Source organism: Arthrobacter sp. Z1-9 (genome assembly GCF_054792695.1).
Map to the genome: position 1 here is coordinate 1916300 of NZ_CP096456.1, position 22928 is coordinate 1939227.

General features: G+C 63.3%; 19 protein-coding genes and 1 pseudogene. 14 read left to right on the forward strand and 6 right to left on the reverse strand.

All coding sequences use genetic code 11. From position 1 onward, the window contains the following. Positions 1 to 81: 81 nt before the first annotated feature. Complete coding sequence (locus tag M1D93_RS08770; protein WP_461174707.1) at positions 82 to 1173, reverse strand: Zn-dependent alcohol dehydrogenase; 1092 nt, start codon at positions 1171 to 1173, stop codon at positions 82 to 84. Positions 1174 to 1331: 158 nt separating this feature from the next. Between M1D93_RS08770 and M1D93_RS08775 the strand changes: the two genes are divergently transcribed. The 4 genes from M1D93_RS08775 (at position 1332) to M1D93_RS08790 (ending at position 6689) form a co-directional block, all read left to right on the forward strand. Next, a complete protein-coding gene (locus M1D93_RS08775) occupies positions 1332 to 2417 on the forward strand; it encodes a zinc-binding dehydrogenase (RefSeq protein ID WP_461174708.1) in 1086 nt (361 codons plus the stop codon). Positions 2418 to 2558: 141 nt separating this feature from the next. After that, positions 2559 to 4079 (forward strand): 4-hydroxyphenylacetate 3-hydroxylase N-terminal domain-containing protein, encoded by a 1521-nt coding sequence (locus M1D93_RS08780; RefSeq protein ID WP_461174709.1) that lies wholly within the window; start codon positions 2559 to 2561, stop codon positions 4077 to 4079. A gap of 8 nt (positions 4080 to 4087) precedes the next feature. Next, complete coding sequence (locus M1D93_RS08785; protein ID WP_461174710.1) at positions 4088 to 5521, forward strand: MmgE/PrpD family protein; 1434 nt, start codon at positions 4088 to 4090, stop codon at positions 5519 to 5521. Between the two features lie 16 nt (positions 5522 to 5537). Then, a complete protein-coding gene (locus M1D93_RS08790; protein ID WP_461174711.1) occupies positions 5538 to 6689 on the forward strand; it encodes a flavin reductase in 1152 nt (383 codons plus the stop codon). Between the two features lie 598 nt (positions 6690 to 7287). Here M1D93_RS08790 and M1D93_RS08795 read toward each other — a convergent pair. Further along, a complete protein-coding gene (locus tag M1D93_RS08795) occupies positions 7288 to 8913 on the reverse strand; it encodes an FAD-dependent monooxygenase (protein ID WP_461174712.1) in 1626 nt (541 codons plus the stop codon). A gap of 55 nt (positions 8914 to 8968) precedes the next feature. Continuing rightward, positions 8969 to 9820 carry a fumarylacetoacetate hydrolase family protein gene (locus M1D93_RS08800; RefSeq protein WP_461174713.1) on the reverse strand — a complete coding sequence of 284 codons (852 nt, stop codon included), beginning with the start codon at positions 9818 to 9820 and terminating at the stop codon, positions 8969 to 8971. A gap of 284 nt (positions 9821 to 10104) precedes the next feature. Here M1D93_RS08800 and M1D93_RS08805 point away from each other — a divergent pair, with 284 nt between their 5' ends. The 4 genes and pseudogenes from M1D93_RS08805 to M1D93_RS08820 all read left to right on the forward strand — a co-directional run bounded on the left by M1D93_RS08805 (position 10105) and on the right by M1D93_RS08820 (position 15405). Next, positions 10105 to 10599 (forward strand): NUDIX domain-containing protein, encoded by a 495-nt coding sequence (locus tag M1D93_RS08805; protein WP_461174714.1) that lies wholly within the window; start codon positions 10105 to 10107, stop codon positions 10597 to 10599. A gap of 266 nt (positions 10600 to 10865) precedes the next feature. Then, positions 10866 to 13361: pseudogene (locus M1D93_RS08810) on the forward strand (trehalase-like domain-containing protein); the annotation flags it as partial. A gap of 745 nt (positions 13362 to 14106) precedes the next feature. Continuing rightward, the gene (locus tag M1D93_RS08815; protein WP_461174715.1) at positions 14107 to 14736 is read left to right on the forward strand and encodes a hypothetical protein; all 630 of its coding nucleotides are present in this window, start codon (positions 14107 to 14109) and stop codon (positions 14734 to 14736) included. Between the two features lie 270 nt (positions 14737 to 15006). Further along, a complete protein-coding gene (locus tag M1D93_RS08820; protein WP_461174716.1) occupies positions 15007 to 15405 on the forward strand; it encodes a DUF1206 domain-containing protein in 399 nt (132 codons plus the stop codon). Between the two features lie 583 nt (positions 15406 to 15988). Here the strand turns inward: M1D93_RS08820 and M1D93_RS08825 are convergent. Beyond that, a complete protein-coding gene (locus M1D93_RS08825) occupies positions 15989 to 16951 on the reverse strand; it encodes an SDR family oxidoreductase (protein WP_461174717.1) in 963 nt (320 codons plus the stop codon). Positions 16952 to 17182: 231 nt separating this feature from the next. Between M1D93_RS08825 and M1D93_RS08830 the strand changes: the two genes are divergently transcribed. The 6 genes from M1D93_RS08830 (at position 17183) to M1D93_RS08855 (ending at position 20837) form a co-directional block, all read left to right on the forward strand. Next, positions 17183 to 17446, forward strand: a complete 264-nt coding sequence (locus M1D93_RS08830; RefSeq protein WP_461174718.1) for a BatC protein — start codon at positions 17183 to 17185, stop codon at positions 17444 to 17446. 3 nt (positions 17447 to 17449) lie between these two features. Further along, positions 17450 to 18655, forward strand: a complete 1206-nt coding sequence (locus M1D93_RS08835; RefSeq protein ID WP_461174719.1) for a cupin domain-containing protein — start codon at positions 17450 to 17452, stop codon at positions 18653 to 18655. Further along, positions 18645 to 19574 (forward strand): sucrase ferredoxin, encoded by a 930-nt coding sequence (locus M1D93_RS08840; protein ID WP_461174720.1) that lies wholly within the window; start codon positions 18645 to 18647, stop codon positions 19572 to 19574. The genes M1D93_RS08835 and M1D93_RS08840 overlap by 11 nt, the downstream gene beginning before the upstream one ends. Positions 19575 to 19813: 239 nt before the next feature. Continuing rightward, positions 19814 to 20527, forward strand: a complete 714-nt coding sequence (locus tag M1D93_RS08845) for an HNH endonuclease family protein (RefSeq protein WP_461174721.1) — start codon at positions 19814 to 19816, stop codon at positions 20525 to 20527. Between the two features lie 29 nt (positions 20528 to 20556). Next, a complete protein-coding gene (locus M1D93_RS08850; RefSeq protein ID WP_461174722.1) occupies positions 20557 to 20706 on the forward strand; it encodes a hypothetical protein in 150 nt (49 codons plus the stop codon). Then, positions 20697 to 20837 (forward strand): hypothetical protein, encoded by a 141-nt coding sequence (locus M1D93_RS08855; RefSeq protein WP_461174723.1) that lies wholly within the window; start codon positions 20697 to 20699, stop codon positions 20835 to 20837. Before M1D93_RS08850 ends, M1D93_RS08855 begins: the two co-directional genes overlap by 10 nt. Positions 20838 to 21083: 246 nt before the next feature. Here the strand turns inward: M1D93_RS08855 and M1D93_RS08860 are convergent, their stop codons facing one another. Beyond that, positions 21084 to 21563: a hypothetical protein gene (locus M1D93_RS08860; protein ID WP_461174724.1), complete on the reverse strand. Its 480-nt coding sequence runs from the start codon at positions 21561 to 21563 to the stop codon at positions 21084 to 21086. Between the two features lie 373 nt (positions 21564 to 21936). After that, positions 21937 to 22659, reverse strand: a complete 723-nt coding sequence (locus M1D93_RS08865; protein WP_461174725.1) for a hypothetical protein — start codon at positions 22657 to 22659, stop codon at positions 21937 to 21939. Positions 22660 to 22928 lie beyond the last annotated feature (269 nt).

Here is a 22928-nt window from a genome sequence, read left to right on the forward strand (position 1 = left end):
AAAATACTACTGAACCGAAAACGCCGGTGGAGCCGTCCGAAGGGGCGGCTCCACCGGCGTTAAGGCGGATGTTGGCGGATCTCAGAAGCTGGTGATCACCGAGCGGGCCACTGATCCGCCGCGCAGCAGGTCGTAGCCTTCATTGATCTGGTCCAGGGAGATGCGCTTGGAAACCAGCTCATCCAGCTTGAACCGGCCCTGCAGGTAGAGCTCCGCGTACATCGGGATGTCGATTTTCAGGTTGGTGGAGCCCATGGCCACGCCGCGGATGCCCTTCTGCTTGCCCATCAAGTCGCCGAACGGCGTCAGTTCCAGGAGGGTTTCCGGTTTCTGGACCCCGATGAGGAACACCGTTCCGCCGATGTCCAGCATGGCGACGGCATCCAGCGCCGTCTGCTTCAAGCCGATGACTTCAAACGCACACGTGACGCCACCGCCGGTGAGGTCCTTGACCGCCTGCACGCAGTCCGCCTCCCCGGCATTGACGACGTCCGTGGCGCCGAACACCTTGGCGAGTTCCAGCTTCGCCGGCTGCAAATCGATCGCGATGATCCTGCGCGCCCCGGCCAGGGCGGCGCCCTGGATGACGTTAAGGCCCACCCCACCGCAGCCAATGACGGCAACAGTATCTCCCGGGCGGATTCGGGCCGAGTTGATGGCTGCCCCGGCCCCCGTCACCACACCACAGCCCAGGAGCGCAGCACGGTCGAAAGGGACGTCCTTGCTGACAGAAACAACGGTGTTCTCATGGACGAGCACCTGTTCGGCAAACCCGCCGACGCCGATGAACTGCGTCAGCGCCTCACCGCTGCGGCTCAGCCGCGGGCCCTGGCCCGGGGTCCTTTGCGTTTCCTGTGGATGTCGGCACTGATAGGGCCGGCCCGTCAGGCACCCCCGGCAGTGGCCGCAACTGTGGATAGGCGATGACACCACGTGATCACCCACGCGGAACTCCTTGACGTCCGGGCCTACTTCGGCTACCACACCGGCGATCTCGTGGCCGAGCACGGCTGGCATGGGGAAACCCAGGTCGGTTCCGGCCACATGCATATCGCTGTGGCACAAGCCGCTGGCGCGGACATCAATAAGCACCTCACGGCCGACCGGACCTGCAATGTCGACGTCCTGTACCTGGAACTGCTGACCCACACCGTCAATTACTGCTGCTTTCATTCCTGCTGGTTTCCCCTCGAAAAGTGAGCCGGACCTGCCGGCATGGACGTGACGCGGCCCACAAATACAAATATAGTGGTGCGTGAAGTGCAAAATCCACCAATTATCGATTATTTGCCGGTGAGCGGCCCGCTCCTCACCAGACAAGGGAGTCCAGGATGAAAGCTGCAGTCATCAACGAAATCAACGGCCGTTTCGATGTGGAAGAGATCAGCATCGGTGATCCCGTAGGCTGCGAAGTCCTGGTGGAAGTCAAGGCTGCAGGCCTGTGCCACTCGGATCTGCTGGTCGCTTCAATTGACCGCGGACGCCCGCTTCCCATGGTTGTTGGACATGAGATGGCCGGCGTTGTGGCCGCCGTCGGACCTGAGGTCCGGGACCTTGCCGTAGGGGACCATGTTGTTGGCTCCGAAGTGAAGTTTTGCGCCCACTGCGATGAGTGCCTGGCCGGCCACAGCTACCGTTGCGTCAATCCCGGCGAAGTGTCCCGGCCACGCACTGCAGGGTCCAAGCTGCGCCGAAACAACAGGGATGTGCACGCTTTTGGCGTCGCCGCCTTCGCCGAGTACACCATTTGCCATGCCAACTCGCTGGTGAAGATCCCCAGGGAGTTGCCCTTCCCCCAGGCGGCCGTGCTCAGCTGTGCGGCCATCACCGGCGTGGGCGCGGCGGTCAATACGGCCAAGGTCCAGCCCGGCGACACGGTGGCCGTGATCGGCCTGGGCGGCATCGGCCTTAACATCCTGTCCGGGGCCCGGATCGCCGGGGCCACCACCATCATTGGTGTGGACGTGCATCCGGCCAAGCTCACGCTGGCAGCGCGCTTCGGTGCCACCCACGTAGTGAACTCCGGTGAGGAGGACGCCGTGGCAAAGGTGCGCCAGATCAGCGGGCGGGGAGTGCACCACTCTTTCGAGGCTATCGGCCTCGGGCTGACGCAGGCTCAGGCCATCGAGATGACCCGAGTGGGCGGCGGCGCGTACTTCATCGGCATACCCCAGGGCGCGCCCCTGGAGGTGGACGTGCTGCGCTCCCTCATCGCCTCCCAGCGGCGCATCCAGGGCGTGTACATGGGTTCGAGCAACATACGCCGGGATATTCCCAGGTATGCCGAGCTCTACCTGCAGGGCCGCCTGAACCTCGATGACCTGGTGGCGCAGGAAATCGCGCTCGAGGGGATCAACGATGCCTACCGGCTCCAGGAGTCCGGGGCGATCGCGCGCAGCGTGATTACGTCGTTCTGACGACAGGGGCGGTGCCGGCAGGTGGCCATTGCCAAGTGCACGATATTTATATAAAATCATTCAAAGAATGCATTTTCCTCTCACAATGTTGTGAAGGTTCCACGGGTGCCACCCCTGGTACCAGCCAAGAAGGAGTTCAAAGTGACTGCACGCACCGGAGCAGAGTACAAGCGGGGCCTGGATGACGGCCGCGAAGTCTGGCTGGGGTCGGAGCGCATCTCCGTTCTCGAACACCCGGCCTTCAAAGGTTCCGTCGAAGGCATGGCGGGCTACTTCGATTACCAGCACAAGTACGCGGCGGACTGCCTGACCACCCACCCGGAAACGGGGGAGTCCATGAACGTGAGCCTCTCGCTGCCGAAGAACGCAGATGACATTGCCCTCAGGCACCGGGCCTTCGACCGGTTGGCCCGCTACTCCAACGGCATGCTGGGCCGCACCCCGGACTACGTCAACGTGGTCCTGGCCGGCCACGTCTCCCGCCGTGACATCTTCGACCGCTCCGGAGACCCGGTATACCACCAGCGGCTGGCGGCCTATCACCGCGAAGTGATCGAAAAGGACCTTGCCCTGACCCACACCATCGTGCACGCGGCCATCGACAAGAGTGTCGGCGAGCTGCAGGGCATGAACGAGGAACTCACGCTTCGTGTGGTGGAACGGACCGAAAAGGGACTTATCGTCAAGGGCGCCAAGATGCTGGCCACCCTGGGCCCCATCGCGGACGAACTGTACGTCTACCCGGCAGTTCCCATCCAGAAGGGCTTCGAGGAATACGCCATTTCCTTCGCGATTCCGGTGGCCACTCCCGGCGTCGTGGCCGTGTGCCGCGACCACTACGGGGTGGACGCCGATGTTGCGGACAAGCCGTTCTCGTCGCGCTTTGACGAGCAGGATGCCGTTATCATTTTCGATGACGTGCTGGTTCCGTGGGACCGCGTGTTCATCGACGGCAATCTGGACGTCTACAACGGCATCAATGCCGGCACCGCGTCCGGCAACACCCAGCAGCAGACGGCCATCCGTGCCGCCGTAAAGCTGGAGTTCGCCTACGATCTCTGTACGCAGATCGCCAAGGTGACCGGCACCGAGAACAAGCCCGACGTCGGCGCCATGCTCGGCGAGATCTACACCTACCTGCGCCTCACCCGCGCGGCCATCCACTCCGCGGAGATGCGGGCCTCGGACTGGGGCGACGGCGCGTTCTTCTGCCACGACGACATCAGCGCCCTGCGCGCCATCATGCCCGGCTGGATGATCCGCATCAACGAAATCATCAAGTCCATGGGCTCCCACAACCTGCTGGCCACCCCCACCGGCGGGGCCTTCAACGATCCGCGCCTGGGTCCGCTGCTCAAGAAATACCTCCCCGGCGCAAACGGCATCAGCGCCCAGGAACGCGCCCGCATCATGCGCACCGCCTGGGACTTCGCAGGCTCGGCACTGGGCAGCCGGATCGAGCTTTACGAGCGCTTCTACCTCGGTAGCATTGGCCGCGCCCGGGCCCTGGACCACCGCAAGGCCCAGGCAGCAGGGGAGAGCGGTGCCTACCAGGCGATGTTCGAGGAAATCGACGGCCTGCCCGCCACACCAGGCGATTTGCGAGAAGGCGAAATTGCCGCGCCTGTGGCTGACCGGGTCGCCGTCGGAGCGCGGGGCTAGGATCCGCCATGACGGCGCGGACAGCGGAGGCCGCCGGCCTCAAAAACAGCGCGGAGAACACGACGGGCACAGTGGCCAGGCATGTCGCGGACACCGGCTTCGAGGCCTTCGACACCGGCACTGTGGACCGGGCAAAGATCCGGCTCATCGACTCGCTGGGCAACATCGCCGCAGGCCACCGTGCCCAGGGCAACGGCGCCGTCCTGAACCTTGCTCGCCGCTGGGGCGGCACGCCGGAATCAAGCGTGCTGGTCCACGGCGCCCGCCTGCCGGCACACAACGCCGCCATGGTCAACGCGGTCATGATGCGGTCCTACGACTTCGAGCCGATCGGCGCGGAATATGAGGACCACACGCAGTCCGCCGCCCACATCAGCGGGACCACCGTTCCGGTGGCCCTGGCCGTCGCGGAGCAGCAGCGGTCCTCGGGCCAGGACTTTCTCACGGCACTGATCGTGGGGGACGACCTCACCTCGCGGCTCGCCGCGGCATCGGGCTTTGACGTCTACGGCGGGCAGGACAACACCGGCACCGTCAACGGCCTCGGCGGCACCGCCGTCGCCGCCAAGCTCATGGGGCTGGACGCGGTTCAAGTCCGGAACGCGCTGGGAATCGCGCTGAACCAGCTGTCCGGAACCGTGGCCAACATCTTCGATCAAACCCTCGCGTTCAAGCTGCCCATCGCCTTCGCCGCCCGCAACTCCATTGTGTCCGCGGAGCTGGCTCAGGCGGGGTTCACCGGGCCGGCGGATGCCATCGCGGGCCGGCACGGGTTTTTGGACATGTACTGCTCCTCCCCGGCACCGGAGAAGGTGACCCGCCGGCTCGGCCACGCCTTCTATGCAGACTGCGTGATCAAGCCCTGGGCCTCCTGCCGGGCCAGCCACCCCTCACTGGACGCGTGTGTGCGGCTGGCAACGGAAAACCGGCTGAACGAGGACCAGATTGAGGAGATTCTCATCCACGTGACCCCGCGGACCCTGAAGGGTTTCGTGGGCCAGCCGTTCGTGATCGGGGAGTGCCCGGAGGTTTCGGGTGCCTTCAGCATCCGGTTCACGGCGGCAACCGCCCTGATGTACAGGACCGTGCGGCCGGAACACCTAACGCTGGAGCACATGCAGGATCCGCGCCTGCAGCGGCTGCTGGAGAAGATCCGGCTGGTTGATTCCCTGCCGCCCGCGGAATCGCTCACCGCCGAAGTGGAGCTTCGCCTGCGGGACGGTTCCCTTCTCAAGACCCGGACGGATGTGCCCAAGGGGGACATCTACGCCAGCGCCATGAGCGAGGCCGAGATCCTGGACAAGTATTACGCCAACACCGCATTTGGCGGCAGGACCTCACACAGGAATGCCGAGGAAGCGGTACGGCTCATCCAGCGCCTGGAGGAGCTGGACAGCCTGGCACCCCTCATCAAACTCTTCACACCCGACTTTCAGCACTAAATCCCAGGAGGATGAAATGAATACAGAACAGGTTGTACCCACCGCGGCGATCACCGTCGATCCCGCTGCCTTCCGTCACGTCGTGGGCCACTTCGCCAGCGGCGTCACGGTCATCACCACGGTTGTGGACGGCGAGCTGTACGGCACAACGGCCTCTGCCGTGTCCTCGCTGTCCATGGAGCCTCCCATGATGCTTGCCTGCCTCAACCGCTCCAGCTCCACGCACGACGCCGTGCTGAAGGCGGGAGTGTTTGGCATCAACATCCTTGCCGAGAACCAGAGCGATCTCGCCATGAAGTTCGGACGCAAGGGCGGCGACAAGTTCGACGGCGTTGCGGTCACCCTGTCAGCGGAGGGCGTCCCCATGCTGGACGGCGCCCTTGCCACCATCGTCTGCCGGGTGGCAGAAACCCCCACCGGGGGCACGCACACCGTGTTCCTTGGCCAAGTCACGGACGCCAAGGCCACCACAGGCGAACCCCTGGCGTACTTCCGCGGCGCCTTCGGACGGCTGGAAAGGGTCAAGGAACTCGCGGCCTACGACGCCGTACGCGACTGGGTACTGGGCCGCCGCACCCCGCTGCACCACGCCTTGGACCCGGTGGAGATCGCTGCCCAGTCCAAGTCCGACCCGCACAACGTCCACAACGCCTTGGTAAAACTGACTGCCGAGTCGCTGGTTATCCGGGGTGACAAGGGCGAATTCCTGCCGGCGCCCATCACCCGCGAGCTGACGGACAGCGTCTACGACGGCCGCCTCACTATTGAGCTTGGCGTACTCGCCAGCCATTTCGATAAGTTCACCGACGAGGACATCGCGGAACTGAGCCGGCTCACGGACGAGCTGGCATTGCTGCGCCAGGGCGGCCAGGAAGCGCTGGACAGCTTCCTCAAGACCAACGCCAAGTACCACGACCGCCTGGTCAGCGTGGCGGGTTCCGCCCAGCTCACCGATGCCTTCCGCCGCCTCGGCATCGGGACGGTATGGCGCGAGGCCCTCAATAGTGAAGAATGGGCGCGGAAAATGGACCACAGCCACATCGTGGAGCTCACGGCGGCACTGAAGAACCATGACTACGCTCGGGCCGCGGACGCACTCCGCCTCCACACATCTTTCGGCAAGCAGCTGGCAAGCGACGTCATTGAGCGCCACGGCGGCGCAGTCTAGACAGCAAAACGAACATCAACGGCGAGGCCGCACCTGGGAACTTACCCCCCGTGGTGCGGCCTCGCCGTCGTGCGCGTGACGCCATGGGTGATCCGGCCCTTAGGATCTCCCCAAATATAAGTGGCAGCTGCTGACCTTTCTCTGGTTTCAAGCCTGGCAGGGGTTGGGTTTTGTGGTGCCGAGCGTTCCTAGATCCGCCGGGCAGGACAGCGCTTCAGGCATCGGCAAATTGTCCTTTTGGTCCATCCTCGGTGGTGGCACAGGTGGCAAAGGCCTTTTCACGCCCCGCTGTGGTCTGTGGTCACGGATACCCGGGTGCAGATCAGGATCAGCAAGGGCTGCGGAGGCCTTCGTGTGACCGTGGCCGGCCGCAACTGCCCCTCATCCAGGGGCAGGACGCCAGCAACGATTCCGGGGAGTCAGACTGACACGTAGGAGGGCATCCCGGCAGTCAGTCCCGGACCAGCGTTTCTATCCTCCCAGTCGTTTCGAAGCCTCTCAGAGCCGCATCGGTTTCCACCTGGTTGGGCATGCGGACAGCAAAGGAGCGGGAGACCCATTTGGGTCTCCCGCTCCTTTGTTTCTGCTGTTGTTGCTGTCAGCGGCTGGCCCGCGCTGCTGATTCGGCGTACATCAGGCGTGGCAGTTCCGGCACGTACGCGGACAGTGCTTCAAACGCCGCCTGCTCGGTGTGCCGGGTGGTGACTGCTGCGACATACCGGTCGGGCCGCACCACGAGGGTCATACCGCTGCCCGCGGCAGCTGCGAAAGCCCCGTCGGTGTCGGTGGCGGTGATGACGCCGGCCAGCGCGAGGCGCCGGCTGCCGTCATCGCTCCCTATGGGTCCGTTCCCGCCAGCGTCCAGCCGTTTGACCTCGAATGGCGCGCCGCGATCCAGGGGGAAGTGCAGCAGTGCCCAGCCCATACCGAGGACGGTGTCCAGTTGCACGCTGTCGCCAGTGGACAGCGTGACCTGGGGCTGGGACAGGGAGCGGCCCACCAGCACGGCTGCCCACTTCGGAACTTCAGAGCCTGGTAGCACCACGCAACCATCGGCGAAGTACGGTTGTTTGAGGAACTTCATCCCTGCGAGCCAGGCTTTTGCAGCCGGAACGATGCCGGACGCGGTAATCGCGGCATCGCGGACGGCGGTGAGTACCGGGTTGACGTTCATCACCACTTTGCCGATCCGGTGGGACAGGCGCACCATGTCCACCGCGTGCGGGCGCCGCTCCGTCTGGTAGGTATCCACCAGGGCGTCCGTGCCGGTCCCGCGGACGTGCGCGGCGACCTTCCACGCGAGGTTTGCGGCGTCGCGGATGCCTGCGTTGAGGGCCTGGCCGGCGAACGGGGGCATCATGTGGGCTGAATCGCCCGCGAGGAGCACGTGCCCCACCCGGTAGTCCAGGGCAACGCGCTGGTGGGCGACGTAGACGGCTGCGCGGCGGATGTCCGCGGCGGCAATCTTTTGGAACGGCGCGATGAGCCTGATGATGGTTTCCGGAGACGTCATCTCCGCCGCCTCCTCGCCGGGCAGGAGCATGAACTCGTAGCGGCGGCGGCCGTGGACTCCGGGGACCACCACAACGGGACGCGTCCCGTTGCAGTGGAACTCCGAGAACCGTTCAGGGTTACCCGGGGTGTTGATGATGTCCACCACGATCCACTTCTGGACCTGGGTGGAACCTTCCATCGCGATTCCCAGCTGGGAACGGACCGGGCTGCGCCCGCCGTCGCACGCTACCACCCATTTGGAGCGGACGGTGTGCTTGCCCTCGGCGTCGATCAGCACCGTGTCCGCATGCCCGGGGCCGTCTGTGATGCGGAACGCTTCGGTGTTGAATCGGATGTCGATCAATGGGCGGACCCGGGCGGCTTCGAGAAGCAGGGATTCCATCACCGGCTGGTCGAACTGGGACTTGCCTGGCTGGCCCAGCCGCGGCGCGGCCGGGTAGACCTCCGCCAACAGCTGTTGCCTCCGGCCGTAGTAACGGGCGCCGGTGTCCATCAGCATTTCAGGTGCAAGCCGGTCCAGAATGCCAATCTGCTGCATGACGCGCAGAGTCTCGTCGGTGACGCTGATGGCCCGCGGTTCGTCACTGGTACCAGCATGGCGCTCGATGAGCATTACGTTTACGCCCTGGTCCGCCAGCAGGTTCGCCGTGGCCAGGCCGATGGGGCCTGCCCCGATGACAAGTACGTCGGTTTCGATGATTGTGTCCATGCCGGTTTGGGGTTCCGTTCCTGTAGGAATGCTGTCGAGGCGGGAGCAGGGCAGGTCAGGGGACGAGCTCCACCGTGTTTTTGAGGGTGCCGAGGCCGGTGATTTCGACCTCGACAACGTCGCCTTCGGAGAGCAGCCCGGACGGTGCCATGAACAGGCCCACGCCCCCGGGGGTCCCGGTGACGATCACGTCACCGGGTGAGAGCCTTGTGAAGCCGGTGACGTAGGCGATCAGCTGCGGAATGGTGAAGTACAGGTCTGCCACAGAGGCCTTCTGGCGGATATCGCCGTTGACCCGGGTTTCCAGGGTGAGCTCGTTGACGTTGCCCAAGTCGGCCGCCGGGACGAGATACGGGCCGAAGCCGCCGGTGCCGGGGAAGTTTTTACCGGGGATCCACTGGGAGGCGGCGAGTTGCCAGTCACGGACGCTGAGGTCGTTGTAGGCGGCGTAGCCGGCAACGTAGTCGAAGGCGTCTTCTTCGGCGACGTGGAACGCTTCCTTACCGATGACGAGGGCCATTTCGCCTTCGTAGTCGAACTTTGTGGTGGTGGCGGGCATTTGGGCGGGCTGCAGGTGGCCCATCTGGGAGTCGGCGAAGCGGGTGAAGATGGTGGGTGCCTTCTGCTCCGTCTTTCCGGATTCTTCCTGGTGGCTGCGGTAGTTCACGCCAATGCAGATAACCTTTCCCGGGTCAGTGACGGCAGGCAGGAACTCGATGTCGGCTTCTGCACGGGACGGGGCGCTGTGGAATTCCTCACCGACAGTTCCGAAGATGCCCTGCTCAATTGCGGCGCGTAGGGTGCGGGCGAGGTTTGCTCCGCTGGGACCCAGGTCGTACGCGCGTCCGTCCGCGATGATGCCCCAGGTGGGGGTGCCGTCTACAGCTACAAAGCTTGCGTAATTCATATGAAGTTCCTTTCGCGGCGCCGTTGCGCCCGGGGAGGTGATGCTGTTCCTCTTCGCAGCGGTATCGCGCGGAATGTGCATCTTTGACCAATAAATACATTATCCTGTTTTTAGGCATTATTGCTAGAGGCATCGAGTTACCCAGCCGACGGCCCCTCGACGCAAGATGCTCACAGGTAACCTCAACTGCAGGGACTCTCCCGGCAGGTTGTGAAGGGGCAATCTGAACCCGCCCCGTGTAAGAGGGGCGGCTGCCCCTCGAGAGCAGTAGCAAAGGAGAGAATATGGGCGTCATCGCTACATCCGCCTGCGTCGGCGCTCCCTCTGGCGCCGCCGGTGACATCCCACTGGATCACGTTGTCATCGCCGCCGTCATCCAGTGGCGAGGCAGGATTGCCCTGTTCAGAAGAAGCCGCCGCTATGGCCACGACAGTGGCCTCTGGCACTGCATCACCGGATTTCTGGAAGCCGGGGCAACACCGGAACAGCAGACTCTTGAAGAGCTTTTCGAAGAAACGGGGCTGCAGGCCACAGACCTCCAGGCCCTCCATCAAGGACCGGACCTCGTGGTCGCCGACGGTTCTGGAGCTCCCTGGCTGGTTCACACGTTCACCGCCCTAACGACCCGGCGGCGGCTGAAAATTAATTGGGAGCACGACTCCTACCGGTGGACAGATCCCCGCAAGGCGAGGCGCTTTACTAACCGGGTCTCCTGGCTGGACAGCGTGCTCGACGCAACTGGCCATTACAGCCTGGAAGACTCTGCCACCGATCCTTAGGCCCTTTCGTGTGCCGGCCCGCCCCTGAGCTGCTCAGGTGAACTCTTGACAGCGGCGCCTGGCTCGAATCACGCTGAGACGATGGTTGGCGTGAAAGTTTATCTAAATGATTCCTGTCAGACGCAGTTGTAAACCGGCTCTGACCGGCGGCACCTCCTAGCTGCCGGGCCGCTGACGGATGGAAAATTTCCAATGACCACCCCTGGTGGCCCGCACGCTGCCGGTCGGTCGGGGACTCATTCCGGGTTGCTGTCCAGCTCCTTGCCGCAAGACCTCCGAACCTGCTGGTTGCCTGCAACTATGGCGGGACACTCTCCCCCGACGAGGGGACCTCCAAAGTGACCGTGCAGATGGGCAATGCCTCGATTGCCCTGCGCGCCCTGGCGTCGCTGCCCAACACCCACGCTGCGGTGATTTCAGGCCGTTCCCTGCGGGATTTGGCAGCCGTATCCCGGCTGCCGGCCGAAGTCCACCTGGTGGGTTCGCACGGCGCCGAATTCGACATGGATTTTCTCTATGACCAGCCTGAAACTACAACGCCAATCCTTCAGGAAGTCACCGAGGCCCTGACGGAGGTAGTGAGGGCCGAAAAAGACTTCAGGATCGAACGGATCCACCGCAAACCCGCAGGGGTATCAGTGCGCCTGATCGGGAAGCCGCCGGACGTCGCTGCCAGGGTGACCGCCAAAGCGGAACGGATCGCCCGGGACCACGGGATGTACTTCATCCGGGACGGCTCCGTCCTGGACTTGTCCCTGGTGGAGCCAGCCAAGGGCCGGGCGCTCGAACGCCTGCGGTCGCAGTTGGGCATCAGCGCCACGCTCTATGCCGGGGATGGCCCAAGTGACGGGGACGCCCTCGCCACGCTGCGAGGTCCGGACCTGGGCCTGCAGGTCGGCCCCGGGCCCCCGGGCGGGCACCGGCTGCCTGATCCGGACGCTTTCGCGATGGTCCTGGCCATGCTGTTCGAAATGCGCCGGGCCTGGCTTTTCGGCGAGGATGCCGTGGGTTTGGAGCGCCATTCGCTTCTTGGAAGCGGTTCCGCTACCGCACTGGTAACCCCGGACGCAAAGATCTGCTGGATGACCCATCCGCTGCCGGATTCGGGGTCGGTGTTCGCGCACATTCTTGGCGGCGACGCGGCTGGGCATTTCAGCGTTGAGCCCGTGCAAGCATCACGGGTACTCGGACAACGCTATGTGGACGGCACGATGATCGTCGAGACGCGCTGGGCGGACATAACCGTCACGGACTACCTGGAACCCTCACCGAATGGCCTCACCAGCCTGGTACGGGTGCTTTCGGGCACGGGTGCGGCCAGGATCGTCTTTGCGCCGCGACCGGATTACACGAACGCCCCCTTCACCATGGAGGCCCGGGGCAGTGACCTGCACGTGCTCGGCACCGCCGATCCCATAATCCTGCACGCCCCGGGAGTCGCCTTCACCATCAAAACCGACAGCCGCCATGCAACCGCCACGGCGGAGGTGGACCTGCACCTCGAGCCGGTCGTGCTGAACCTGCGCTGCGGGGACACCGGAACTTTTGTTCTCGATACTGCCGGCGAGCCAGCGCGCCGTGCCGCCATCGCGGCAGGATCCCAAGCCTGGGTGCGCAAGCTTGATATCCCTGCAGTCAAACCCTCACTGGTCAAGCGTTCCGCGCTGGTGCTCCGAGCCATGGTGCACGAACCGACCGGCGGTGTGCTGGCGGCGCCTACCACCTCGCTGCCGGAGGGAGTCGGAGGTATCCGCAATTGGGACTACCGCTACTGCTGGCTGCGTGACGGCTCCATGACCGTTAAAGCACTCGTTGACCTTGGTTCCACCGACGAAGCCGACGGGTTCCTGCGTTGGCTATGCCGGATATTGGACCAGGCTCCTGGTCCCGAATGGCTTCATCCGTTGTACTCGGTAACCGGGAACTCCATGGCCAGTGAGGCAACCATCGAGAGCCTGCCAGGATATGCCGGGTCGCGCCCGGTACGAATCGGCAACGCTGCCGACCACCAAGTGCAATTGGACGTCTTCGGCCCAATTGCTGAGCTGATCGACACTCTCAGTGGGTACAACGATGTGTTGAACGATTTCCAGTGGCGACTGCTGGAGCAGATGGCCGCGGCCGTCCTGTCCCGCTGGCACGAACCAGACCACGGAATCTGGGAAGCCCGTCGCCCACCCCGTCACCACGTCTACACCAAGGTCATGTGCTGGGTCACCTTGGACCGCGCCGTGCGCACCGCCGAGCGCTATGGACGGATCCCTGATCCGCTCTGGCGCACCACCGCCACAACCATCCGCACCGAAGTTCTCCAGCAAGGCTGGGACGAGGAATCCGCGTCGTACACCGTCGCCTACGACAGTCCCGACCTGGACGCTGCTGTCCTGCACATCGGCCTTTCCGGCCTGCTGGAGGTGACCGATGAACGGTTCCTGAAAACAGTGGATGCCGTCGAGCGCGTGCTGCGCGTAGGACCCACCGTTTTCCGGTACCGCTACGATGATGGGCTGCCCGGACTCGAAGGCGGCTTCCACATCTGCACGACCTGGCTGATCGAGGCTTATCTCGCGGTCGGCCGTACCGATGACGCCGAAGTACTTTTCGGGCAGCTGGTGAATCTTATAGGACCCACCGGGCTCTTGCCAGAAGAATATGACCCCACAACCGAAATGCATTTGGGCAACCATCCACAGGCATACTCCCACCTGGGCCTGATCCGCTGCGCCCAGCTCCTCGACCGGCACCAAAGCAAGGAGAGCTAAGCACGCAATCCGCGACCCCTGGCTTCACCACCAGTGGAACAGCTGGCGGTGTGCCACAAACAGAAGCGGCTGGCGCCACACCGCTAGCGGGTCCAGATGTACCGGCAAGACGTTTCTGTCAATCGTCATCGGGCACTCTGGAGCGGGGTTCTCGCGCGGGAGCACATGAAGAGACTCCTCTCGATTGCTTGATCGGAGCTCCCCGTTCAACAGGGCAGCGTCAATCGGAAACCAGATTGGCGTTGAGCAGTCCATGGCTGGGACAAATTTGGGTTATCCACGGCTGGAAATGGGAGCCGTCGGGGTAGCTCCCTAGCAGTAGTAGCGGTGGATAACCCATAAGAATTGTCCCCGGTTGTGGGCAGCGGCAGCATGCCTCTTCGCATTGGAGGCTGGGCACGCTCCACTTTTTTGCCCGGCAGCTAGGAGTTTCGAGCGGTTGCGGCAGTTCCCGCCGTCAGTTTGGGGTGTGCCTTGGCTAGACGCGCAAGCCCATGGATGACCGGGCCCGGGGCAAGTTGGCTCCCGTCGAACTGCTGAGGGCTGTTTGCCGTCCTGGACTGAGGGGTTAGAACCTTACCCACCCTTGGTATTGGCCGTGTCACGTCACGAACTACCTGAACTGCCAGCCGGTAACGCAGGAGTAACGGTGCTGGGCATTGACTGAGTCCGCCACCGTGGTCCGTGAAACTACCAAGGCGCGGATGAAGCAGGCACATGTAGCACTCGTAAGGAAGTGGCACCATTGGAAGATACTCCAGAGTTCGAGCTGAAAGTCATTGAGTCAAAAGACTCCGTAGAGGAACCGGGGCCTCGGGAAGCGGCCGATCAAGCAGACGTGTTCCCCACCGATGAAGAAGTACTGAGGGCGCTGCAATCGACTAAGGGCGCGGAAGCCGTTCTGCAGCAGTTTCCTCGCCTGGGTGACATCGCCAACTGGTTTCCTATCGCATTTTTTCATGCGTGTGGCAGATTCGGTGCGTACGCGAGGTACCTCGATATATGGGACGCAGACCGTTTTGACGGTGTACGCCCATCGGGTTCACACTCGAATGACACCTGCCTGGCATGGTTTTCAGAGGGTAATCATCCGAGCTGGGGAGAGAAAACGAGCAACACAGGAGTCATCAACTGCTACTTTCAAGCTCCTACGGCTGGCAATTATGTCTGCACTGTCCAACTACAGAGCTATCCGAATACTCGAAGGGCGATCGTCGATTGTTCAATCGACGGGCAACCATTTGGAGCGCTGCCCTTCACCGGTGACATCACGCAGCCGCACATGTCGGTTCTCTCCGCGGGGGGACATTCCTTCCGGATCCAGCAGGTGTCGGGGTCCTTTTTCTTCTTCAACATGGTGGTCCGAAGGGTATAAGTCATTCGCGGCGGCCCGCATAAATTCCTAGATGTCAGCCGCGATCGTGCCCTGATCATCGCCCGCCACTCGCTGCAAAGCAATCATTGCAACCTAACTGCGGGAGGGGGCCTCCTACCCCTGTCCTGGTCTCCCCGGCAGAGGAGGGTATGCGGTGACGGTTGGCTCCATACGCAGGAGGACATCATGCCCGACCTTTTCAACAACCCCGCGGGCTGGCGCTGCTGAACGGGCTACCGAAGGTCATGTACGGGATCGGAAGGGCTGGCCATGGGCAGTGCCTCGCAAAAAGCTAAGCGGGCGGCATCGGAAGCGGCGGAGGCCAGCCGCAGCCCGGCGTTACGGACACTGGCCCGCGCCGGGTTCGTCTTCATTGGTCTGGTCCACATCCTGATCGGTGTCATCGCCTTGCAGATCGACAGGGGGCAGGGCGGCCAGGCCGACCAGTCCGGCGCGATCGGATCGATAGCCTCCAAGCCGGGCGGTCCGCTCCTGCTCTGGGCTGGGCTCGTGGCATGCGCTGCACTGGCCCTGTGGATGGTTGGCGAAGCCTTCTTCGAGGCCAAGACCGAAACCGATTCCAAGAAGAAGCTGCGAAACAAGGAAACGGCCCCGGTCACCGCGGGCACCATAGGAGCCACCCCCCGAAGCGGCACTCCCAAGGGGTAGGGTGTGCCCTAGCCGACGAAGGGGTCACGATGAGCTACAAATATCGAACTGTTCGGGTTCACGGTACCGAGCTGGTTGGAACAATTGCGAGGAAGCACGGGAGTGCGGCTGAAATCTACGAAACGTCCAAAGACCTGAGCACATCAGTAGTTCCTGTGTTCTTCGAGGCAACGGGCGAGATCCGTTTCTTCGACAGGTCAGTGCTGGAGGACGTTGTGGCACCAGCCAGTTAACCGCCTAGGCATACCGGGGCGGGCACGCCGGCTTGGCCTGTGGGACCCATTTCAGGGGCAAATGGGGGTGTGCACAATGTCCACACTTTCGCCGTCGGAGCAGGTCGCACATCGGTTGGACTGCTTCGGATTCCGCATGTTCTCGCAGGTTCCCGGTGTTTACAAGGCCTGGAAGACGGTTCGAGCCCACCTCGGGCACAGCATATCCCCTCGTCAGAGGGGTTTTTGCTTTAACGTTTTGACATGGCTTGTGGTGGCGTCCCTCAGACGCAAAGGTTTGCGGGCTGTGGCCTGGCTTCCGCGGAGCCTACTGCCGGTGACACGGGTATGCTGGACGAAATCCCGGCTACCTAGCGTGACCATCGCCGGGCCACGACCCCCAGCAGTAGACCGGCAGACAGAGCACGGCGGGTCGCCGTCTTCCGCTTCCCGTGCCAGCCACCAGAGGCTGATCCCGTTCCCGGGGCCGGCTCAAAAAGATTCCCGCGGGTGGAACCGGCCGGTTTGGTGCGGTAGAGGTGTGTCTTGTCCACCTGGACAGCCATCATCCTCTCCATCAGCCCGGGCGTGATCTTGGACTGCATAACCGTATTCCGGCCCATTGGCCCCACAATGACCTCTCGCCGGGGACGGCGGGCGAGCTTGACGATCGCCCGCGCAACCCGTTCCGCTGTGTAAACAGGAGGCATTGCCTTCGCTTTTCGTCCTGTGTAGTTGGCCGTGTGCTGGAAAAAGGGCGTGTCGATGGTGGCGGGCATGACCGTGCACACTTTGATTCTCTTCGCTCCGTCGATCCACAGCTCTTGGCGCAAGCTAGTGGACAGGGCCCGGACGGCAGCTTTCGACATGGAGTAAGCGTGGGTATAGGGCTGGGGAACAGCCGCAACGATGGATGAGACGTTGATCAGCACGCCCCGGCCCTGGTCGCGGAAATGCGGAAGGGCCGTCCTGGCGCCGTGGACGTAGCCCATGACATCCACCTCGAGAATCCGGCGGAAGTCCTCAAGCGGAATATCCTGGAAGGGCGCGAAGGCTGTGACTGCGGCGTCGTTGACCCACACGTCGATTCGTCCGAACTGGGCCACTGCCCGCCGCCCTAGGCTCTGTACCGCCTCCGCATCAGATACATCGGTCGGCACCGCCAGCGCTGTTCCTCCTGCTTCGGTGCACTCCCGCGCCACTTCCTCCAGGGCTGCGCTTCGGCGCGCTGCCAGCACCACAAAGGCGCCTCGCTTCGCGAACGCAAGTGCAGTGGCACGGCCAATTCCACTCGACGCTCCAGTGATGACGACAACTGACTCTCTGACGCGCATGTGCGCCATCGTACTAGCCGCTTTCCTAAGAAGCGATGGTGAACGGTGGCTCGAGTACATCCAGGCCTGCTTGTCCCAATGCGAGCGCCCGGTTCTGAATAAGAAGAAGGTTGTTCCCAGGGCTGGCCTGTGCCGTTAGGGTGATCACGGGCGGTGCCGTTGGATTGCCCGGTTGGGTGATCAGTGCCGGTGACGGAGCTGATCCTAGCGATTTGATTCTCGGGAGGAAGCATGACCAGTCCAGAACAGGATCCGAGCCAGCAGGAAGGCCCCGCGGACGGTGGCGCGGCTGGTGTCCCCGGCACGCATGACGGGGGTGCCGACGGAGGAGCTGACAGCGGTGCAGACGGAGGCGCCGACGGTGGAGCCGATGGCGGTGCAGACGGCGGTGCCGATGGCGGTGCAGACGGTGGTGCCGATGGCGGCGCCGATGGCGGTGCAGACGGTGGTGCCGATGGCGGCGCCGATGGGGGAGCCGCAGAACGGGGCATCTGAATTTTGAGCACTACCCGCACGGATTTTCAGGACCCCGGCGCACTGGAAAGCGGCGGGGTCCTGGAGACACGTCTTATCAACATTGGCCGTGAGAGGTTCGCCGGCGAGGTCTGGGGGCGCACGGCGCTGCTCACGCGTGGCGCCGGCGACTTCTCGGATCTGTTCTCAGCCCAGGCCGTCGACGAACTGGTCTCGCGCCGCGGACTGCGCACACCCTTTCTCCGCGTCGCCAAGGGCGGCACTACGTTTCCCGACTCATCATTCACCTCAGCCGCCGGCGTCGGCGCCACCATCTCTGACCAGCTCGACGACACAGCGCTTTGGCGCAAATTCGCGGATGGTGCCACGCTCGTCCTGCAGGCTTTACACCGCACATGGGAGCCTGTCTCGGACTTCAGCAGCAGGCTGGGCACTGAGCTCGGACATCCGGTGCAGGCCAATGCCTACATCACGCCGCCTCAAAACCGTGGGTTCGACGATCACTACGACGTGCACGACGTCTTCGTCCTGCAGATTGAGGGGACCAAGCGCTGGATCATCCATGAGCCGGTTCACACGGATCCGTTGCGTGACCAACCCTGGACCGGCCGCCGCTCCGCCGTGGCCGAGGCCGCGAAAGGCGAGGCCCTCATCGACACGGTGCTAGAGCCTGGGGATGTCCTCTACCTGCCGCGTGGCTGGTTGCATGCCGCCCATGCGAAGGGCGAGGTCTCCATCCACCTCACGCTGGGAATCCATAGCTGGACCCGCTACGCATTGGCCGAACAGCTCGCCCAGGCCGCGCTTGCAGCGCTGTGCGACGATCCCGAGATGCGCCGTACGTTGCCCTTGGGCGTGGACGGGCCGAACGGGGAGATCGACGTCGTCCGTCGGCGACTGACGGACGCCCTCGCTGAGGCTGATGTCACTGCCCTGTTCCACCGCACCCGGCGAGGACAGGGACGCCCCGCGCCGCTGGGACCGTTGGCCCAGCTCGCCGCCGTCGACGGCCTGAGCCCCGAGTCCGTGGTGCGGCTTCGTGATGCACTGGAAGCACGGCTGGAGGGACCGCGCCTGACTACGCGCGTGGGTTGGCTCGACTTCCCGGACGCCGATCTGCCGTCTGTGATGTGCGCGCTGGACGGGGAGATTCACACCGCGGGTGATCTCGGCGTCGAACTCGTTGAAAGACTACTGCGCGCGGGGGTCCTCGTTCCCGTTGAACAGTGATCTAACCAATAACTCGGCCGCAGCGGCCGCCAAGGAGCGCTTTTTCTGTTCGGATGTCGCCCGTTTGCGCGGCGACCCGATTGCCGGTACGGCGTCGCACGGTGCCGTCTGGGTCCTCATTGAGTATCGGGGCGGGTGGCCGCTTAATGGTTTCGAGGGGCTTGATCTCGAGCCGGGGACCAAAACCATCGTGCTCTCCGCCGCGAAGGCGGCCCGGGCGCGGGTGCTGCTGGTGAGGCGGCCCGGCCCCCGCCGCCGTGAGGGTCAGAGCCATTGGGCCGTGCTACGCCACGATAACTCCGGTGCCTTTCGTCAGCATTGGGGAACGTGGAACCGGGATGAAGATCTGGCGGAGATTGCCACAGCCCTCAGCACCCCGGGAGAGCTCGGCCATCCGCCCGTCATCCTGGTGTGCACCCACAGTCAACGTGACCAGTGCTGTGCCGTGCGGGGACGGCCTGTGGGACGTGCGCTGACTGAGCGCTGGCCGGAGCTGGTGTGGGAATGCTCGCATGTAGGCGGTGACAGATTCGCAGGCAATGTCGTTGTCGCGCCGGACGGCGTGTACTACGGGAATCTGAGCGCTGGGTCGTCCGTCGCCACGATCGAAGAACATCTCGCCGGCCGTATCCACGCGGAGTACTTGCGCGGTTACACGGATCTCTTCCCAGCACAGCAGGCCGCCGTCGTGGCCGCGCTCGGACGTTTCGGCCCGGCCGGCCGGAATGACTATGTGGTTGCGGCGACTTCCCGCGATGGCGATTACTGGCGGATCCGCATCGTCGGCAGCCCGCCTCATCCGGCGCTTGTCGACGTCGAACTGCAGGCCCGCCCCGCCCCGCCGCGGCAACTGACCTGCCGCGGGCCGGCAATGAGCTCGGCTATTGTCTACGAGCTCATTTTGATCCGCGCAGTCTAAAGGACGGGTTTACCGGAGGCAGTTCGTTTGTCGATGAGTGGACGACGCTTCCAATCGACCAGCGACCCACACCTCGAGCACTGCATATTCGTTGAATTCGCCGATGCGGTGAGCCGCGAAACAGACCTAGCAACGAGGGCTAGCGGAAGTTGGCGTGTGGCGGGCATCACGGTCGCACGTCCCCGAGGCAGGGAGTGGTCGAAGCTAGCGTGGAACAACCGCCTATTAGCCAAAGGACCATGAAGACCACCTGCTCTCCCGTCAAAATCCTGACCGCTGTCACCGCCTTGGTGATGGCTGGGTCATTAGTAGGTTGTGAAGCTGCAGCCAACGCCCTTGAGGTCCTCGAGCCTGCCCCAGGCATGGGTTCCCCCGGCACGGTAAATTCGGCGTCTGCCGCTGACGCCCTCGTCCAGCTCGAAAGCATCCCGGTCAAGGGCCGCGCCCCGAAGACCGGCTATGACCGTGATGAGTTTGGACCTGCCTGGGCTGACACTGACCGCAACGGCTGCGACACCCGCAATGACATCCTTGCCCGGGACCTGGCCAACGAGACGTTCAAACCTGCCACCAACAACTGCGTTGTCGTCACAGGAAAGCTGGCTGATAAATACACCGGCACAACCATCAACTTCACCCGCGGCCAAGACACGAGCTCCGATGTCCAGATCGACCACATCGTCGCGCTCAGCGACGCTTGGCAGAAGGGCGCACAGCAGATCAGCGCCGACCAGCGAAGGGAATTAGCCAACGACCCGCTGAATCTCATGGCCGCCGATGGTCCCACGAACAGTGCCAAGGGCGACAAGGATGCAGCCACGTGGCTGCCGCCGAACAAGGCCTTCCGATGCGAATACGTGGCACGCCAAACTGCCGTCAAGGCCAAATACAGTCTCTGGGTGACACAATCCGAGCACGATTCAATTGCCGGCATTCTTGTAGGCTGCAAGTAGATCCTGTTAGCGCTGGGGGACTCATAGGAATGTCAGCAGCGACTTCACCGGCGGCGGCCTGCTACAACAGGATGGCCATCATTTCGGTTGTCTGCGCTGTCCTTGCTGTGGCCAAGTTCGTCTTCGCCGGCCTCTCCGTCCTGGCCGTCTCGCCGTCGGCGCGGGGCACGTGGCGCTGAACCAGTTCAACCTCAACGGCGGTCAGGGCAGGCAGCTCGCTCGCGTTTCACTCGCTATCGGGTACGCGATCGCGATCTTCGGTCTGCTCTTTTCCGTGATGGTTCTGTTCAGCGCCGTGCCCACCATGTAGCTTGCTCCTAGGAAGCGGATCATCCTTCGCGATGTTGATGGAGTGCTCAACCCGAAAGTCCGCCGCGATGGCGGTGGCAATCCAGACCGCAGCTCTCTGACGGGATGGTTGCCTTGGTGCGGCGGCTCGCTACCAAGGGCGGATTGCTGGGGCTAAATGTGTGCGGAGGCCGGTGGCGGCTCTTCGAGTGGCAGCTGCTATTGCAAGCGGAAGGCCCGCACCTCACGGAGCGGGCCTTCCGGAAATCTACTTAGTGGTGCAGGTCCAGGTGCTGTGGTTGTAGCCGCCGGTGCTGTTGGCCTCCACGTAGTTGGTCTCCAGCACGCAGGTTTGTCCATCCGAGTAGGAGATGACGTCCGAGCCGTCGACCCTGGCCACCTTCTGGTTGTAGTAGATCGTTCCGTCCGGTGTGGCGATCGATGAACCGAAGATGGACACGTACCTGCGGGTCCCATCGCTGGAATGTGAGCCGCCCGGGTAGGTGATGGAGTTGGAGTATTCGCGGTATCCCTGCAGGACTGCGACTCCTGCAGGCGTGACGACGATGTTGCGGCGCTCCGCCATGGTCAGGCATGTCGTGACGTCCGGGGCCAGCTCGGTGCAGCTGCTGGTTTCTGTCATTTTGGTGCCGTCGCTGCTGGCTGCTTGAGCCGGAAGGGCAACGCCCATCAGAGCTACAGCTACTGCGCCGCTGGCCGAGAGACGGAGAAGGTTTTTGGTGCGCATGAGACTGTTTCCCCCACGTGTAAAAGGCGGCCCCAGCGGCCGCTTGCGCAGCTTATCAGTTCGGTCACTTAGCCCAGGGGCCAGTGGACCTTGATGGGCCTCGGCGATCGGTCCCTTGCAGACATCCACGGTGTCGATGACGGGAGCTTCACCGTCACGTCAAAGAAGAGCAGCACTCCTCTTGAACGGGAAGGCGTCAACTGCACAGGTGCGTTCGGCGTCGAGCGCTCGACAGCGCCTATAAACCAGCAGGTCACCAGCCGCGATACCCGACGGATGAGGTATCTGGTAGTTGGTTCCCGCCGCGCCAAGAACGACAGGGGTGCCAGCCGAGCCAAAGCAACAGCCACGGCTGGCACCCCCTATGTCAGTTTCAGCCGGGGATATTGTCCACAATGATGGGGTACTTGAACACGCCAGTGTTCTCCTTGGTGGACGAGTCCTTTTGGTGCGTGAAGATGGTCACGAAATGCACGCCGTCCGTGAGTTGGGTCGTATCGATGGTCCACATGACATTACGGGGGCCATGACAAGTGCCTTTCACGTAAGGAGTGCAGGCGGTGATGCCGCTGCCAAGGACAAGTCCGCTAGAAGGCGGATTTGCGTGAATCTTCGGATCCACTGACACCATCCAACCGGTGATGTTCTTACTCACTCCATCCGTGGTTGTCTCGTGCGAGGCGATGAAGGAGTAAGTACCCTTGACCGGCGCGTAAGGCAGCGTTGGGGAGTAGGAAGACGTGCTGGACTTCAGCCGGGCGTAAGCGTACGCGTTGTTGGTGTGCCAGCCGTAGCCGTTCGTGTCGTGGCGGTTATAGTGGTCCACCGTCTTGCCATGCTGGATATTAGCCATGTAGCGGATAGCCGGGCGCACTGTCCCGTCAGCAACCTTTATCTCGAACCGGTTCTGCACCTGCTGCCACCCCGACTTATCGGCTGTGCCAACGTCGAAGGAAGTGGTCACCCAAAAGATGCCAGGTCCCCTGAACTTGGTGGAGTCGGAATTGTAAAAGGTAGCCTTCTCGCCGCAGGCAGAACAACTGTCTGTTGCGACCTCTTGCGTCATCCGGTGCAGGTAACCGTTCATGCCGTGCATGTCGATCCGCCAGTGGGCCGTAAGTACGGTTCCACCCGTCCTGACGGTCTGATCAGCAGGCAGGCAGGCCCCCAGGTGGGCGTGAGTCTCACGGTCCGACCACCACGACTGTGCTTCAAGGAAAGTCCGCGGCTCAGGGTACATGCCAGTACCAAGGCCAGCAGCTCCCGGGTCATCCGCCGGGGCGCCGACACATCGATATCCGGCCGCTTGGGCCGGACTGACCGGGCCAAGGAAGACGGCCACCAGCAACGCCCCGATCAGGGCGG